We start from the raw sequence: 14169 nt of genomic DNA, 5'->3' as shown, positions 1-14169 counted from the left end.
TGTTTGACTCCGCTAAAGGTAAATCCCGCTTAGGAAAAAGGCGATTTCCCCTGTTCCGCGAGCGGCGATTCCCCAGTGAAGACTTATCCGCACACGGCGAAACGGCGAATAAGCAGGTGCTTATTCGCCGTTGAAATCGCTGGATATTTAGATGACGGAGGCGTGACGATCCGGAAAATCGTCGCGCTAGGTAGAGGCGCCTAGAGCCTCAGGCAGCCGACATTTTCTTCAGCTGCGCGTGCAGGCGGGACACCTTGCGCGAGCCCGTATTCTTGTGAACCACGCCCTTGGTCACGGCGCGCATCAGCTCGGACTGGGCCTCGACGAAAGCGCCCTTGGCGGCTTCGGCGTCGCCACCCGTCACGGCTTCCTGAAACTTGCGCAGGAAGGTGCGGACGCGGGTGCGGCGCGACTTGTTCACTTCGGTACGCGCGGCGATCTTGCGGATCGCTTTCTTGGCGCCGGGATTGTTGGCCATCGTCAGAACCTTCGAACGGAAAACGCCGCGGAGCACACGTCCACGGCGCGGAAATCTTCAAGAGCGGGCGGCTATAGCGGAAGGGGACTGTGGGGTCAACGAAGAGTCTACCGCCCCTTGAATTCGGGCTTCCGCTTCTCGACGAAGGCGGCCATGCCTTCCTTCTGGTCCTCGAAGGCGAACAGGCTGTGGAACAGGCGGCGCTCGAACTGAACGCCCTGCGTCAGGGTCGTCTCCAGGGCGGCGTTGACCATCTCCTTGTTGGCCATGACGGCCAGGGGGCTCTGGGAGGCGATCTTCGCGGCGATCTTGCGGACCTCGTCCATCAGGGTCTCGTGCGGGAAGACACGCGACGCCAGGCCGGCCCGTTCGGCTTCGGCCGCGTCCATCATCCGGGCGGTCAGGACCATGTCCATGGCCTTGGCCTTGCCGACCAGGCGGGTCAGCCGCTGGGAGCCGCCGATGCCGGGGGCGACACCTAGGTTGATCTCCGGCTGGCCGAATTTCGCCTTGTCCGAGGCCACGATGAAATCGCACAGCATGGCCAGTTCGCAGCCGCCGCCGAGGGCGAAGCCGTTCACGGCCGCGATGATCGGCTTCCTGAAGCGCGTGATCCGGTCATGGCCGAGCGCGAAATAGTTGCCCGTGTACATCTGGGAATAGGACTGGTCGGCCATCTCCTTGATGTCGGCACCGGCCGCGAAGGCCTTTTCGCCCGACCCGGTCAGGATCAGGCAGCGGACGGTGTCGTCCTGCTCCACCGCGTCCAGAAAGGCCGCCAGATCGGCGAACAGGGCCGAGTTCAGGGCGTTCAGCGCCTCGGGCCGGTTCAGGGTCACGACCGCATAGCCGTCGGCGTGGCGCTCGATCAGCAGGTTGGCATAGGTGTCGGCCATCAGTCTCTCTCCATTCACGGGGCGACGACTTACCAAGCGCCCGGTCGAAAAAACATAGTCCGACCCGGTCGACCCGTTCGACCCGTCCGACCCGTTCGGGCAGGCGACCTGAACGCTGAACGCCCGAACGCCACTCTAGGGCAGGGCTACGTCAGAACCGGTCGTCACCCGTCCCACTGGAACACCGCGGTGATCTCCACCCCGAAGACGGCGGCGATGCGGAAGGCGGCCTCGAGGCTGGGCGAGTATTTGCCCTGTTCCATGGCCACGATCGTCTGACGCGTCATGCCGATCCGGGCAGCGAGGTCGGCCTGGGTCATCTCGCCGGCGTGGAAACGCAGTTCCCGGATCCGGTTGCGGATCGGTGGCGGGCCCTTGGTCACCGGCCGCGCCTCAGCAGATACAGTGTGAAGGAGAACCGCGTCAGCTCCGACACGACCACACAGGCCACCATCACATTGGCCAGCACGACCATGGCCCCGGGCCCGTTGAACAGGGCGTAGCGGAACAGGCCGTTGAACCACAGCAGGATGCCCAGGCTGATCACCAGGGCGATCAGCAGCATCAGCGAGATATGGCTGGCCTTGTAGGCGGCGAGCATCTCGCGCTCGTCCTTCGTCTCGCGATCGACCTTGGGCGTGGTGAAGGTGGCGAACAGGGTCAGGACCACCTCGATCACGACCAGCACGAACAGCGCCCCGGCAAAGCCGACGCCCATGACCATGGCGAAGCGGGGATCGTCGATCCATCCATGCATCAGCCGGTCCACCAGCTCGCGGAAATAGACCGCCCACACCACCACGGTGGCGAAGATGGTGATCCACAGATGCTTTTCGCGAAACGACACGGCGACCTCCCGTCACAAGGGTGCGACGAGCGCTGTGTCCTACAGATCAGACACCGTGTCCAGTATTTTTTACATTGTGTCCGATTAAGCCGACATCAGTGGCTGACGTGGGGGGTGATGATGCCGAGCGGCAGGGTGGTCACATTCTTCACGCCGCGCGTGACGATGTGGCTCTCGCAGTCCGACACGATGCCGAGCGTCAGCAGCTTGTCGCGCAGGAACTTGTCGAAGGCGTGCATGTCGGAGGTGATGATGCGCAGGACATAGTCCTCGCGGCCGGTGATGGTCGCGCACTGGACGACCTCGGGCCAGTTGGCCACGGCCGCTTCGAAGATGTCGAGGTTTTCGCGGGACGGCAGCATCAGCTTGACGATGGCATAGACCTCGAAGTCCAGGCCGAGCAGGGCGGCATCGAGAAGGGTCACCCGCTTGCGGATGAGGCCGCTATCCTCCAGTCTCTTGATCCGGCGCCAGCATGGCGAAGCCGACAGGCCCACCCGCTCGGCCACATCCGCGACGGACAATCCGGCGTCCTGTTGCAGAATGTCGAGAATTCGAGCGTCGATGGGATCCAGTTCGTCCGCCAATGCGTTTCTCCATTTATCGTTATTGCGCAATAAATAACCCCAAAACTGCTTGACGCAAGGCGAAAATAGGCGAGCCTTGATTTTGTGCCCATGCTATCCAGCCGCAAACGAGTGCGGTCGGACAAACCGAACGGCAGGATGGAATGACCAGGAATACCAAGCCGCTTTCCCTGCGCGTGCCGGAGCCCTCTGGGCGACCGGGCGATGCGCCGGATTTCAGTCACCTGAAACTCGACGCGGCCGGGGCCGTGGACCGGCCGCCCGTCGACGCCCGGCCGGTGCAGATGCTGGATCTCGCGTTCCGGCTGGTTCGCGTGCTGGACGATGAGGGCAATGCCGTCGGCCCGTGGAACCCGCGTCTGGATGCCGAGACCCTGAAGAAGGGTCTGAAGGCGATGATCCTGACCCGGGCCTTCGACGACCGGATGCATCGCGCCCACCGCCAGGGCAAGACCAGCTTCTATATGAAGTGCACCGGCGAGGAGGCCATCGCGGTCGCCCAGGGCATGATCCTGTCGCGCGAGGACATGGGCTTTCCCACCTATCGCCAGCAGGGGCTTCTGATCGCGCGCGGTTATCCGCTCGTCGAGATGATGAACCAGATCTATTCCAACGCCGCGGACCCGATCAAAGGCCGGCAGCTGCCGATCATGTATTCGGCCAAGGACTATGGCTTCTTCACCATCTCGGGCAACCTCGGCACCCAGGTGCCCCAGGCCGTCGGCTGGGCCATGGCCAGCGCCTACAAGGGCGACGACAAGATCGCCATCGCCTGGATCGGCGACGGAGCGACGGCGGAAGGCGATTTCCACAATGCCCTGACCTTCGCCAGCGTCTATCGCGCGCCGGTCATCCTGAACGTCGTCAACAACCAGTGGGCCATCTCGTCCTTCATGGGCATCGCGGGGGGGCTCGAGACCACCTTCGCGTCCAAGGCCATCGGCTACGGGCTGCCGGCGCTGCGGGTCGACGGCAACGACTTCCTCGCCGTCTGGGCCGCGACGCAATGGGCGGAAGAGCGCGCAAGGTCGAACCAGGGCGCGACGGTGATCGAACTGTTCACCTACCGCGGCGCGCCGCACTCCACGTCCGACGACCCCAGCCGCTATCGCCCCGGGGACGAGCACGACCAATGGCCGCTCGGCGATCCGGTCGCGCGCCTGAAGCAGCACCTGATCGCCCTGGGCGAATGGTCCGACGAGGCCCAGGCCGAAGCCGAGGCCGACGCCGTCGCCCAGGTCCGCGCGGCGGGCAAGGAATCCGAGGCCATCGGCACGCTCGGCCAGTCGCGGCCCAGCGTGAAGACGATGTTCGAGGAGGTCTTCGCCACAGAGGACTGGCGCCTGACCGAACAGCGCCGGGAGGTGGGCGTATGAGCCGCGATCGACTGCGAATGATCGCCTTTTATTGTGCGGTGGCGCTGATCCCCTTCACGGCGATTGTCGGCCTTCTGGTGATCCGATGAGCGAACAGACCTTTACCGACGCCGATCAGCATGACGGCATCGAGCCCGACATGGCCTCCGCCGGCGCGGACCAGCCCGCCTCGGTGGCCCCGGACACGGCGGCCGTCGTGCCCATGAACATGATCCAGGCGCTGAACTCCGCCCTGCACGTCCAGATGGCCGAGGACCCCGATGTGCTGAGCTTCGGCGAGGACGCGGGCTATTTCGGCGGCGTGTTCCGCGTCACCGACCAGCTTCAACAGACCCATGGCCTGACGCGCAGCTTCGACACACCGATCAGCGAATGCGGTCTGGTCGCCGCCGCCATCGGCATGGGGGCCTATGGCCTGCGTCCGGTCGTGGAGATCCAGTTCGCCGACTACATCTATCCGGCCTACGACCAGATCGTCTCCGAGGCGGCCAAGATGCGCTATCGCTCGGGGGGGCAGTTCACCTCGCCGATCGTGGTGCGCAGTCCCTATGGCGGCGGCATCTTCGGCGGCCAGACCCACTCGCAGTCCCCCGAGAGCCTGTTCACCCATATCGCGGGCCTGAAGGTCGTCATTCCGTCCAACCCCTATGACGCCAAGGGTCTGCTGACCGCGGCGATCGAGGACGACGATCCGGTCATCTTCCTGGAGCCCAAGCGGCTCTACAACGGCCCCTTCGACGGCTGGCACAAGAACCCTGTCAGCCCGTGGAAGGCCCAGGACCTGGCCCAGGTCCCGACCGGCAAATACACCGTGCCGCTGGGCAAGGCGTCGGTGGTCCGCGAAGGCAGCGACGTCACCATCCTGTGCTACGGCACCATGGTCTGGGTCAGCCTGGCCGGGGCCGAGCATGCCGGCGTGGACGCCGAGGTCATCGACCTGCGCACCCTGGTTCCGCTCGACATCGAGACCATCGAGGCGAGCGTGAAGAAGACCGGCCGCTGCGTCATCGTCCACGAAGCGCCGAAAACCTCCGGCTACGGCGCAGAGCTGTCGGCCCTGGTGCAGGAGCGCTGCTTCTATCATCTCGAGGCCCCGATCGGCCGCGTCGCGGGCTGGGATACGCCGTATCCCCACGCCTTCGAATGGGAGTATTTCCCCGGGCCGGAACGGGTCGCCACCGCCCTGAAATCCGTCATGACGGGAGGATCCCGCTGATGGGCCGCTACGTCTTCAAACTGCCCGACGTGGGCGAAGGCACCGCCGAGGCCGAACTGGTCGGCTGGCACGTCAAGGTCGGGGACCGGGTCGAGGAGGACCAGATCCTCGCCGACATCATGACGGACAAGGCGACGGTCGAGCTGACCTCGCCCGTGTCCGGGGTCGTCACGGCCCTGCACGGCGAGCCCGGCGTGATGTCGCCGGTCGGCTCGGCCCTGGTGGAGTTCGAGGTCGAGGGCGCGGGCAACAGCGAGTCCGTGGCCCAGAACCCCTCCGTCATCGCCCAAGCCGGCGATGCCCATCGTGAGGATCGTATACGATCCTCCGATACCCCATCGCTCCGCGACGGGGAGGAGACGGATGCGTCCGCGTCTCCTCCCCACGTCAGTGGGGAGGGGGACCGCGAAGCGGTGGAGGGGCTCTCGGCCGCCGCACCGGCCCAAACCGGCAACTACGTCTTCAAGCTGCCCGACGTGGGCGAGGGCACCGCCGAGGCCGAGCTGGTCACCTGGCACGTCGCGGTCGGCGACGCGGTCGAGGAAGACCAGCTGCTGGCCGAGGTCATGACCGACAAGGCGACCGTCGAGCTGACGTCGCCGGTGGCCGGCACCGTCGCCGCCCTGCACGGTGCGGCCGGCCAGCAGGTGCCGGTCGGCGGACCGCTGGTCAGTTTCGACGTCGAGGGGGCCGGCAATGTGGTCGCCCCGGCCCCCGTCCTGGCCGCGCCGAAGGCGACGGGGAATTCGGTGACGGCGCCGGCGACGATTTCGAAGACGCCGACGAAGACTTCGACGACATTGGAGACGGGGTCCGCAAAGACCCCCGCATCCGCGCCCGTCGCCCGCACGGCCCAGACCCCTGGCGTCCGCCCCCTGGCCTCGCCGGCCGTGCGCAAGCGCGCCCGCGAACTGGGTCTGGAACTGCAGTTCGTGCCCGGATCCGGCCCCGCCGGACGCATCGAGCACGGCGATCTGGATGCCTTCGTCACCCATGGCGCGCGCGGACCGTCCGAACACGGAGCATCGCCGACCTCGACCTATGCCAGAGCCGAAGGGACGACCGAGACCCGCATCATCGGCCTGCGCCGCAAGATCGCGGAGAAGATGGCCGAGAGCGTCCGGCGCATTCCCCACATCACCTATGTGGAGGAGATCGACGTCACGGCGCTGGAAGACCTCCGGGCCCATCTGAACGCCCAGGGCAAGAGCAGCGGCAAGCCCAAGCTCAACCTGCTGCCCTTCATCGCCCGGGCCATCGTCGTGGCCCTGCGCGACCAGCCGGCGATCAACAGCCACTATGACGACGAGGCCGGGGTGCTGACGACCCATGCCGCCGTCCACCTGGGCATCGCCGCCCAGACGCCGAACGGCCTGATGGTGCCCGTGGTCCGCCACGCCGAGGCCCGCGACCCCTATGACACGGCGCTGGAGATCGCCCGGGTCAGCGGCGCGGCCAAGGACGGCTCGGCCAAGCGCGAGGAGCTTTCGGGCTCGACCATCACCATCACCTCGCTGGGCACCCTGGGCGGTGTGGTCCACACCCCGATCATCAACCACCCCGAGGTCGCCATCATCGGCCCGAACAAGATCGAGGAGCGGGTGGTGGTCCGGAACGGCCAGATGGTCGTGCGCAAGATGATGAACCTGTCGTCCAGCTTCGATCACCGTATCGTCGACGGCCACGACGCGGCGGTCTTCGTGCAGCGGATCAAGGGCCTGCTGGAGCATCCCGCGACGCTGTGGATGGGCTAGGCCGTCGTGGCCGGATCGTCAGGGACCGTCGATTGCGCCGTGTCGCGATCCGGCGTTCATGGACCTCTGATCTGCGAGGAGAGAGCGCCATGAACCGCCTGCTGACCACCGCCGTGACCGCCGCCACCCTGCTGGGGGCCGCCCCGGCCTGGGCCTGCCTGCCACCGCCCCCCAACGCCTCCTACGAAACCGCGATGGCGCGGGCCGCCTTCGTCGGCCGGGTCGTCTCGGTCGAACGGTCCGATCCGGCGGACTGTCTCGCCGCCGCCCGGGCGCGCGTGGCGGCCGGCGCCGTCATGCAGGGCGATCCCGGCGAGCGCGGCTGCGAGGCCTTCGGCTTCGCCATGCTGGAGCCGGCCTGGATCATCAAGGGCGAGGACGTCGTCACCGGACCGTTCCGCATCGCCTGGAACAAGGCCCCCTTCTGCTCGATCGGCTGGACGCCCGAGGTCGGCGCCCTGGCCGTCGCCCTGGTCCCGGACGACGCCTCCCGCCTGCGCGACGGGACGACCGCGACCGTCGAACCCCTCCAGCAGGGCGACGCCCTGTTCCGCACCATCCTCGAGCTGGTCGCCGAAATTCAGCCCTGATCCTTCCGAGTACCATCGACGCATGACCCAGACCCTGAAGACCAAAGTCCTGATCATCGGCGCCGGCACCGGCGGCTATGTCGCCGGCATCCGCTGCGGCCAGCTGGGGCTGGACACCGTGCTGGTCGATGGCGGGGACGGCCTGGGCGGGACCTGCCTGAACGTCGGCTGTATCCCGTCCAAGGCCATCATCCATGCGGCGGGCAAGTTCGAGACGGTGGCCAAGGCGGCCGGTGACGGCACCCTGGGCATCACGGCATCCTCTCCGGCCATCGATCTGGGCCAGACCGTGGCCTGGAAGGACGGCATCGTCCGCAAGCTGAACGCGGGCGTCGCCGCCCTGCTGAAGAAGGCCAAGGTCAAGGTCATCAAGGGCTGGGCGACCTTCGAGGACGCCAAGACCTGCCGCGTCGAGACCGCCGACGGCCCGGTCACCATCTCGGCCGAGCACGTCATCCTCGCCACGGGGTCCGAGCCGGTCGAACTGCCCTTCCTGCCGTTCGGGGGCGACGTCATCTCCTCGACCGAGGCCCTGTCGCTGGACGCCGTGCCGAACCGGCTCGTCGTGGTCGGCGGGGGCTATATCGGGCTGGAACTCGGGATCGCCTATCGCAAGCTGGGGGCCCAGGTCGCCATCGTCGAGATGGCGGACCGCATCCTGCCGCTCTACGACAAGGCCCTGACCGACCCGGTCATGAAGTGGCTGACCGACCACGGCGTGGAGCTGCATCTCGGGGCCCGCGCCGGCGGGTTCGGGGACGGAAAGCTGTCGATCACGACCAAGGACGGCGAGCCGCTGCAGCTGGACGCGGACAAGGTGCTGGTCACGGTCGGGCGCCGGCCGCGCACCCAGGGCTGGGGTCTGGAAAACATGGGCGTCGCCATGGCCGGTCCGTTCGTGAAGGTGGACGACCGCTGCGCCACCTCGATGCGGAATGTCTGGGCCGTCGGCGACCTGACCGGCGAACCCATGCTGGCGCACAAGGGCTCGGCCCAGGGCGAGGTGGTCGCCGAGATCATCGCCGGTCACGACAAGCGCTTCGACCCCGTCACCATCGCCGCCGTCTGCTTCACCGAGCCGGAGATCGTCTCGGCGGGCCTGGGGCCGCTCGATGTCGCGGGCCGGGACGACGTGATCACCGCCGTCTTCCCGCTGGCCGCCATCGGCCGGGCGCTCGCCATCGAGGCGGGCGAGGACGGCGGCTTCGTGCGGGTGCTGGCGTCGAAGTCCGATCACCGGCTGCTGGGCGTCCAGGCCGTCGGCCAGCACGTCGCCGAACTGTCCAACAGCTTCGCCCAGATGCTGGAGATGGGGGCGGTGCTGGAAGACGTAGCGGGCGTGATCCACGTCCACCCCACGCTCGGCGAGGCCTTCCACGAGGCGTCGCTGCGGGCGCTGGGACACGCGATCCATATCTGAGGGCAAGCGGGCCTTGCGCTTCATGCCCCGCCCGCGCATCTGAGCGCCCATGACCGATCTCGCCTCCACCCGCCCCAGCGGCCTGCCGACGCCGCGCCACTATGCGGGGGTGAACTGGATCGGGGTGCAGACCCTGTATCTGCGCGAGGTCCGCCGCTTCTGGAAGGTGGGGGCCCAGACGGTCGCCGCGCCGGTGGTCACGACCCTGCTCTATATGCTGGTCTTCGTGGTGGCGCTGAAGGGCGCGCGGCCGCCGCTGCACGGCACGCCCTTCGCCGAGTTCGTGGCCCCTGGCCTGATCATGATGGCGATGCTGAACAACGCCTTCGCCAATGCCTCGTCCAGCCTGATCCAGGCCAAGATCATGGGCACCTCGACCGACTTCCTCACACCGCCGCTCAGCCCGCTGGAGCTGACCATCGGCTTTTCGCTGGGCGCGGCGACGCGCGGGCTGGCGGTCGGGCTGGTGACGGCGATCTGCGTCCTGCCGTTCGCGCAGCTGGGCTTTTACAACCTCGCCGCCATCGTCTGGTTCGGCCTGATCGCGTCCCTGCTCATGGGGATGGTCGGGGTGCTGGCCGGGCTATGGTCCGAGAAGTTCGACCATCTGTCGGCAGTCCAGAACTTCGTGGTCATGCCCATGACCTTCCTGTCGGGCACCTTCTATCTGGTCGAGAACCTGCCCGAGCCCTTCGCCACCATCAGCCACTGGAACCCCTTCTTCTATCTGATCGACGGCTTCCGCTACGGCTTCATCGGCCACGCCGAGGGCAGCCTGTGGGTCGGGGTGCTGATGAGCGCGGTGCTGACGGTCGTGATGGCCGTGGCCTGCTGGCTGGTGTTCCGGTCCGGCTGGCGGCTGAAAAGCTGAAGCGAGGCAGTAGGCAGTAGGGGCGCTGCGTCTGCAGCCTCCCGACGCGTCGAGCATGATGCTGGCCTGAAGTGACCTCTTGCCTACTGCCTACTGCCTAATCCCTCGTGGCCCGGTGTTGACACTCCCCCGTCCCCGTCCGACAACCTCCGCTCCTGAAAAAGTCCCGTCGCACCCGCGCCGGGGCTTCGTTTCTTTTGGAGGGTCGTCCGTGTCCGGTCATTTGATGGGTGTCTACAATCGCGCGCCGCTGGAAGTGGATCGCGGGCGAGGCGCGCGTCTGTGGGCGACGGACGGGACCGAATATCTGGACTGCGTCCAGGGCATCTCGACCAACGGGCTGGGCCACGCCCATCCCGTGCTGATCGAGGCGGTCAAGGAACAGGCCGAGAAGCTGTGGCACGTGTCCAACATCTTCAAGATTCCGGGCCAGGAGGAACTGGCCGACCGGCTGACCGAGTCCAGCTTCGCGGACGTGGTCTTCTTCACCAACTCGGGCACCGAAGCGGTCGAATGCGCGCTGAAGACGGCGCGGAAATACCATGCCGCCAACGGCCAGCCGGAACGCATCGACATCTACGGCTTCGACGGGGCCTTCCACGGCCGGACCTACGGGGCCATCAACGCGGCGGCCAACCCCAGCTATACCGAGGGCTTCGGGCCCAAGATGCAGGGCTTTCACCAGCTGAAGTGGGGCGACCACGAGGCGCTGAAGGCCGCGATCGCCGAGCCGAACTGCGCCGCCATCATCGTCGAGCCGGTTCAGGGCGAGGGCGGCTGCCGCGCCATGCCCGACGTCTGCCTGCGCGGCCTGCGTGAGCTGTGCGACCAGCATGGCGTCCTGATCATCTTCGACGAGGTCCAGTGCGGCATGGGCCGGTCGGGCAAGCTGTGGGCCCACGAATGGGCCGGCATGGCCCCTGACATCATGGCCGTGGCCAAGGCCCTGGGCGGCGGCTTCCCGATCGGGGCCTGTCTGGCCACCACCGAGGCGGCCAAGGGGATGACCGTGGGGGCGCACGGTTCGACCTTCGGCGGCAACCCCCTGGCCATGGCCGTCGGCCTGGCGGCGTTCAACGCCATCAACTCCGACGCGATCCTGGGCAACGTCAACGAGATCGCGGGCTATCTGAAGCAGCAGCTGCACGGCCTGAAGGAGCGCTTCCCCGATGTGATCGAGGACGTGCGCGGCAAGGGTCTGCTGATCGGGCTGAAGCTGGTCCCCAACAATCGCGAGTTCATGGGCTGGGCGCGCGACGAGCAGCACCTGCTGATCGCCGGCGGTGGCGACAACTGCGTGCGCATGCTGCCGCCGCTGAACCTGACGCTGGATGAGGCGCGCGAGGCGATCGAGAAGCTGGAGCGGACCTGCGAGTCCGCGCGATCGAAGGCTAAGGCGGCGGCGTAGGTCGGAAGGGGTTCATCACAAAGAGCACAAAGGGATGCACGAAGGGCACGAAGACGCTGAAGCGATTTCCGCAGAGGTGAACCGTGTCGGCAAGGCTGCGATGGACGCGGCCTTCACCGTGCACAGCGCCCTCGGGCCCGGGTTGCTGGAGTCGGTCTACGAGGCCTGCTTGTTCGAGGAACTGCGCGCGGCTGGTCTGGCTGTGGAGCGCCAGGTGGCGATCCCCTTGAGCTATCGTGAAGCCCGTCTCGATGTCGGGTTCCGGCTCGATCTGCTTGTCGAGCGCAAGGTCATCATGGAAATCAAAGCGATCGACGCTCTCGCGTCGATCCATACCGCTCAAGTTTTGACCTATCTGAAATTCTCAAGCCTTCGGCTTGGATACCTCGTGAACTTCAATGTCAGCCGATTGAAGGATGGCCTGCGGCGCGTCGTCTTGTGACATGCCCTCCGGTGGTGGGCCGTTGTCTTTCCTTCGTGTCCTTTGTGAATCCTTCGTGCTCTTTGTGATGAACCTGTTCCAGCCTCTGACTGTGTGCCCATGACCCGCCATTTCCTCGACATCCACCGCCTGGAGGCTGCCGAGCTTCGCGCCATTCTGGATGACGCCCACGCCCGCAAGGCCGCCCGCAAGGGCTGGCCCAGGGGCCGGGTCGATGCCGACGCGCCGGCGAAGGATCGCGTCCTGGCGATGATCTTCGAGAAGAACTCGACCCGCACCCGGTTCAGCTTCGACGCGGCGATCCGCCAGCTGGGCGGGGACTCGATCATCGCCAACGCCGGCGACATGCAGCTGGGCCGCGGCGAGCCGGTCGAGGACACAGCGCGCGTGCTGTCGCGGATGGTCGATGCGGTGATGATCCGCGCCAACAGCCACGAGGACGTCGAGCGGTTCGCCCGCGTCGCCACCGTGCCGGTGGTTAACGGACTGACGGACCGGTCGCACCCGTGCCAGATCCTGGCCGACATCATGACGATCGAGGAGCAGCGCGGCCCGATCGAAGGCAAGACGATCGCCTGGATCGGCGACGGCAACAACGTCTGCCACAGCTTCATGCACGCGGCCCCGAAGCTGGGCTTTCACCTGAACGTCGCCTGCCCGGCCGAGTACCATCCGGACCTTCACGATCTCGCCAAGGGCGGCAACGCCGTCACCCTGACCAGCGATCCGAAGGACGCCGTGCGCGGGGCCGACGTGGTCGTCACCGATACCTGGGTGTCGATGGGGGACGGCGACTACGAGGCGCGTCTGCATGCCTTCGAGAACTACACCGTCGACGAGGCGCTGATGGATCTGGCCGATCCGGACGCCGTCTTCCTGCACTGCCTCCCCGCCCACCGGGGCGAGGAGGTCACCGATGCCGTGATCGATGGTCCTCGCTCGCTGGTCTGGGACGAGGCCGAGAACCGGATCCATGCCCAGAAGGCCGTGCTGGCCTGGTGTTTCGCCGGGGACTGACGCCTACAGTTCCGGCGGCGGTGCCGTCGGGGCAGGGGGGACGTCGGATCGGCGCTCGTCGCGCCTCAGCTTGGCCTGGAGCCAGCCGCCGAGCGCGCCGTTGCGCCCGGCGGTGACGACCAGATAGCCGACGACCAGACCGATCAGGACGCCCACCACGCCATCAAAGATGATGGCGAACAGGACGGCGGCACCGATGACGATACCCCAGTCCAGCAGGCCGAACGACCGAAGCTGTGCCTTGATGGCTTCCATCCCGATTACCCGAGGTCGACGTCGGCGACGCCGCCGACGTTCGGCATGGTCTTGGTCAGGTTGGCCTTGGCGATCTCGAAGAAGAAGCCGGCGGCTCCCTTCTTGGACACCCAGACGCGACCGTCATCGCCATCGAACTTGATCAGCGTCAGGTGCGGGTCCTCCTTGCCGTCCGGGTACCAGGCGGCGACGATCGGGTTCCAGTGCTTGTCGATGATGGCCTGGTCGCGGTGCAGGGACAGGGTACCGTGGAAACAGGCCCAGACCTCCTGGTCCTTTGAGCCGTAGGTGAACATGCCGCTCTGGCCGCCCTTGGCGATGTCCCGGGCCAGGTCAGTGTCGTCGCGGGTGAAGAACCAGATCGTCCCGGTCTCTTCCTCGCGATAGGCGGTCATCGGCTGGGAATGATACCCGGGCGTGTCGATGCCCAGCATGCCCGTGTTGGAGCTCTTCAGGTGCTTCCAGAATTCCTGTTCGGCATCCGTCGCGGTCAGGTGGTCGTCGGCCATCGTGGGGTCCTCGCTGTGGTCAGGTCCCGGTAACCGCCCAGCCGCGACACCGTTCCCTCAGCCCGGGTGCGTCACGACGGCCGGGTGAAGCCCATCAGCGCGCCCAGATGCACGAGCAAAAGGAAGATCATCGCCCCCGCCAGCAGCATGATGAACCGCCACGGGACCATGCGGGGCCGCAGGAAGTCGCTGGGCCGGGCGCCGCGCCATCCCGCGAAGACGCAGACGATCAGGGCGGCCGCCAGCAGCCATAGGGTGAGGGTCAGGGACACGGCGGTCCTCTGGCGGAAGCCCCCGGGACCGGCAAGCAAAACCTTGCCGGGAGGTTAATCTTCACGCCCCGTTAACCACGATCGGGCGACAGAATCGCTCCTTGCGACCGCTGTCCACAGGAGAATGGCGGGTCCGCAAGATGTTGGGGTTAACCACACGTTTACACCCCGGATATGGGCGATTAGCGTGATCCAATGGGTCGGGAGCCGAATCAGTGAGCGCAGCCGCAG

At 66.7% G+C, this 14169-nt stretch carries 17 protein-coding genes; 9 read left to right on the top strand and 8 right to left on the bottom strand.

The window, feature by feature from the left end:
- Positions 1-208 precede the first annotated feature (208 nt).
- The 5 genes from rpsT to BRESU_RS16630 form a co-directional block, all read right to left on the bottom strand.
- Positions 209-478, bottom strand: a complete 270-nt coding sequence (gene rpsT / locus BRESU_RS16650; protein WP_013270743.1) for a 30S ribosomal protein S20 — start codon at positions 476-478, stop codon at positions 209-211.
- A gap of 107 nt (positions 479-585) precedes the next feature.
- Positions 586-1374, bottom strand: coding sequence for an enoyl-CoA hydratase-related protein (locus tag BRESU_RS16645; RefSeq protein WP_013270742.1), 789 nt, complete (start codon positions 1372-1374; stop codon positions 586-588).
- A gap of 164 nt (positions 1375-1538) precedes the next feature.
- On the bottom strand, positions 1539-1757 hold the full coding sequence (locus BRESU_RS16640; protein WP_013270741.1) for a helix-turn-helix transcriptional regulator: 219 nt from the start codon (positions 1755-1757) through the stop codon (positions 1539-1541).
- Positions 1754-2221, bottom strand: coding sequence for a DUF2178 domain-containing protein (locus BRESU_RS16635; RefSeq protein WP_013270740.1), 468 nt, complete (start codon positions 2219-2221; stop codon positions 1754-1756). The genes BRESU_RS16640 and BRESU_RS16635 overlap by 4 nt, the downstream gene beginning before the upstream one ends.
- Before the next feature lie 95 nt (positions 2222-2316).
- Positions 2317-2808, bottom strand: coding sequence for an Lrp/AsnC family transcriptional regulator (locus BRESU_RS16630; RefSeq protein ID WP_013270739.1), 492 nt, complete (start codon positions 2806-2808; stop codon positions 2317-2319).
- Positions 2809-2951: 143 nt separating this feature from the next.
- On the opposite strand from BRESU_RS16630, the gene BRESU_RS16625 reads away from it, so the two are divergent.
- The 9 genes from BRESU_RS16625 (at position 2952) to argF (ending at position 12902) form a co-directional block, all read left to right on the top strand.
- Entirely contained in the window at positions 2952-4184 is a 1233-nt protein-coding gene (locus tag BRESU_RS16625; RefSeq protein WP_013270738.1) for a 3-methyl-2-oxobutanoate dehydrogenase (2-methylpropanoyl-transferring) subunit alpha, read from the top strand.
- Positions 4185-4269: 85 nt separating this feature from the next.
- A complete protein-coding gene (locus tag BRESU_RS16620; protein ID WP_013270736.1) occupies positions 4270-5400 on the top strand; it encodes an alpha-ketoacid dehydrogenase subunit beta in 1131 nt (376 codons plus the stop codon).
- Positions 5400-7154, top strand: a complete 1755-nt coding sequence (locus tag BRESU_RS16615; protein ID WP_013270735.1) for a 2-oxo acid dehydrogenase subunit E2 — start codon at positions 5400-5402, stop codon at positions 7152-7154. Before BRESU_RS16620 ends, BRESU_RS16615 begins: the two co-directional genes overlap by 1 nt.
- A gap of 89 nt (positions 7155-7243) precedes the next feature.
- The gene (locus tag BRESU_RS16610) at positions 7244-7744 is read left to right on the top strand and encodes a hypothetical protein (protein ID WP_013270734.1); all 501 of its coding nucleotides are present in this window, start codon (positions 7244-7246) and stop codon (positions 7742-7744) included.
- A gap of 22 nt (positions 7745-7766) precedes the next feature.
- A complete protein-coding gene (lpdA, locus tag BRESU_RS16605; RefSeq protein WP_013270733.1) occupies positions 7767-9164 on the top strand; it encodes a dihydrolipoyl dehydrogenase in 1398 nt (465 codons plus the stop codon).
- A 49-nt stretch (positions 9165-9213) separates the two neighbouring features.
- Positions 9214-10035, top strand: coding sequence for an ABC transporter permease (locus BRESU_RS16600; RefSeq protein WP_013270732.1), 822 nt, complete (start codon positions 9214-9216; stop codon positions 10033-10035).
- Positions 10036-10261: 226 nt separating this feature from the next.
- Complete coding sequence (locus tag BRESU_RS16595) at positions 10262-11443, top strand: aspartate aminotransferase family protein (RefSeq protein ID WP_041761741.1); 1182 nt, start codon at positions 10262-10264, stop codon at positions 11441-11443.
- A 34-nt stretch (positions 11444-11477) separates the two neighbouring features.
- Positions 11478-11885: a GxxExxY protein gene (locus BRESU_RS16590; protein ID WP_013270730.1), complete on the top strand. Its 408-nt coding sequence runs from the start codon at positions 11478-11480 to the stop codon at positions 11883-11885.
- Between the two features lie 99 nt (positions 11886-11984).
- Entirely contained in the window at positions 11985-12902 is a 918-nt protein-coding gene (argF, locus tag BRESU_RS16585; protein ID WP_013270729.1) for an ornithine carbamoyltransferase, read from the top strand.
- Between the two features lie 3 nt (positions 12903-12905).
- On the opposite strand, the gene BRESU_RS16580 is transcribed toward argF, so the two are convergent.
- The 3 genes from BRESU_RS16580 to BRESU_RS16570 all read right to left on the bottom strand — a co-directional run bounded on the left by BRESU_RS16580 (position 12906) and on the right by BRESU_RS16570 (position 13938).
- Positions 12906-13157, bottom strand: coding sequence for a hypothetical protein (locus BRESU_RS16580; protein ID WP_013270728.1), 252 nt, complete (start codon positions 13155-13157; stop codon positions 12906-12908).
- A gap of 5 nt (positions 13158-13162) precedes the next feature.
- Positions 13163-13666, bottom strand: a complete 504-nt coding sequence (locus BRESU_RS16575) for a pyridoxamine 5'-phosphate oxidase family protein (protein ID WP_013270727.1) — start codon at positions 13664-13666, stop codon at positions 13163-13165.
- A gap of 71 nt (positions 13667-13737) precedes the next feature.
- Complete coding sequence (locus tag BRESU_RS16570; protein ID WP_013270726.1) at positions 13738-13938, bottom strand: hypothetical protein; 201 nt, start codon at positions 13936-13938, stop codon at positions 13738-13740.
- Positions 13939-14169 lie beyond the last annotated feature (231 nt).

The organism is Brevundimonas subvibrioides ATCC 15264, assembly GCF_000144605.1.
GTDB classification, from domain to species: domain Bacteria; phylum Pseudomonadota; class Alphaproteobacteria; order Caulobacterales; family Caulobacteraceae; genus Brevundimonas; species Brevundimonas subvibrioides.
Note: the sequence above shows the minus strand (reverse complement) of the source record. Positions and strands in the feature narration are given on the sequence as shown.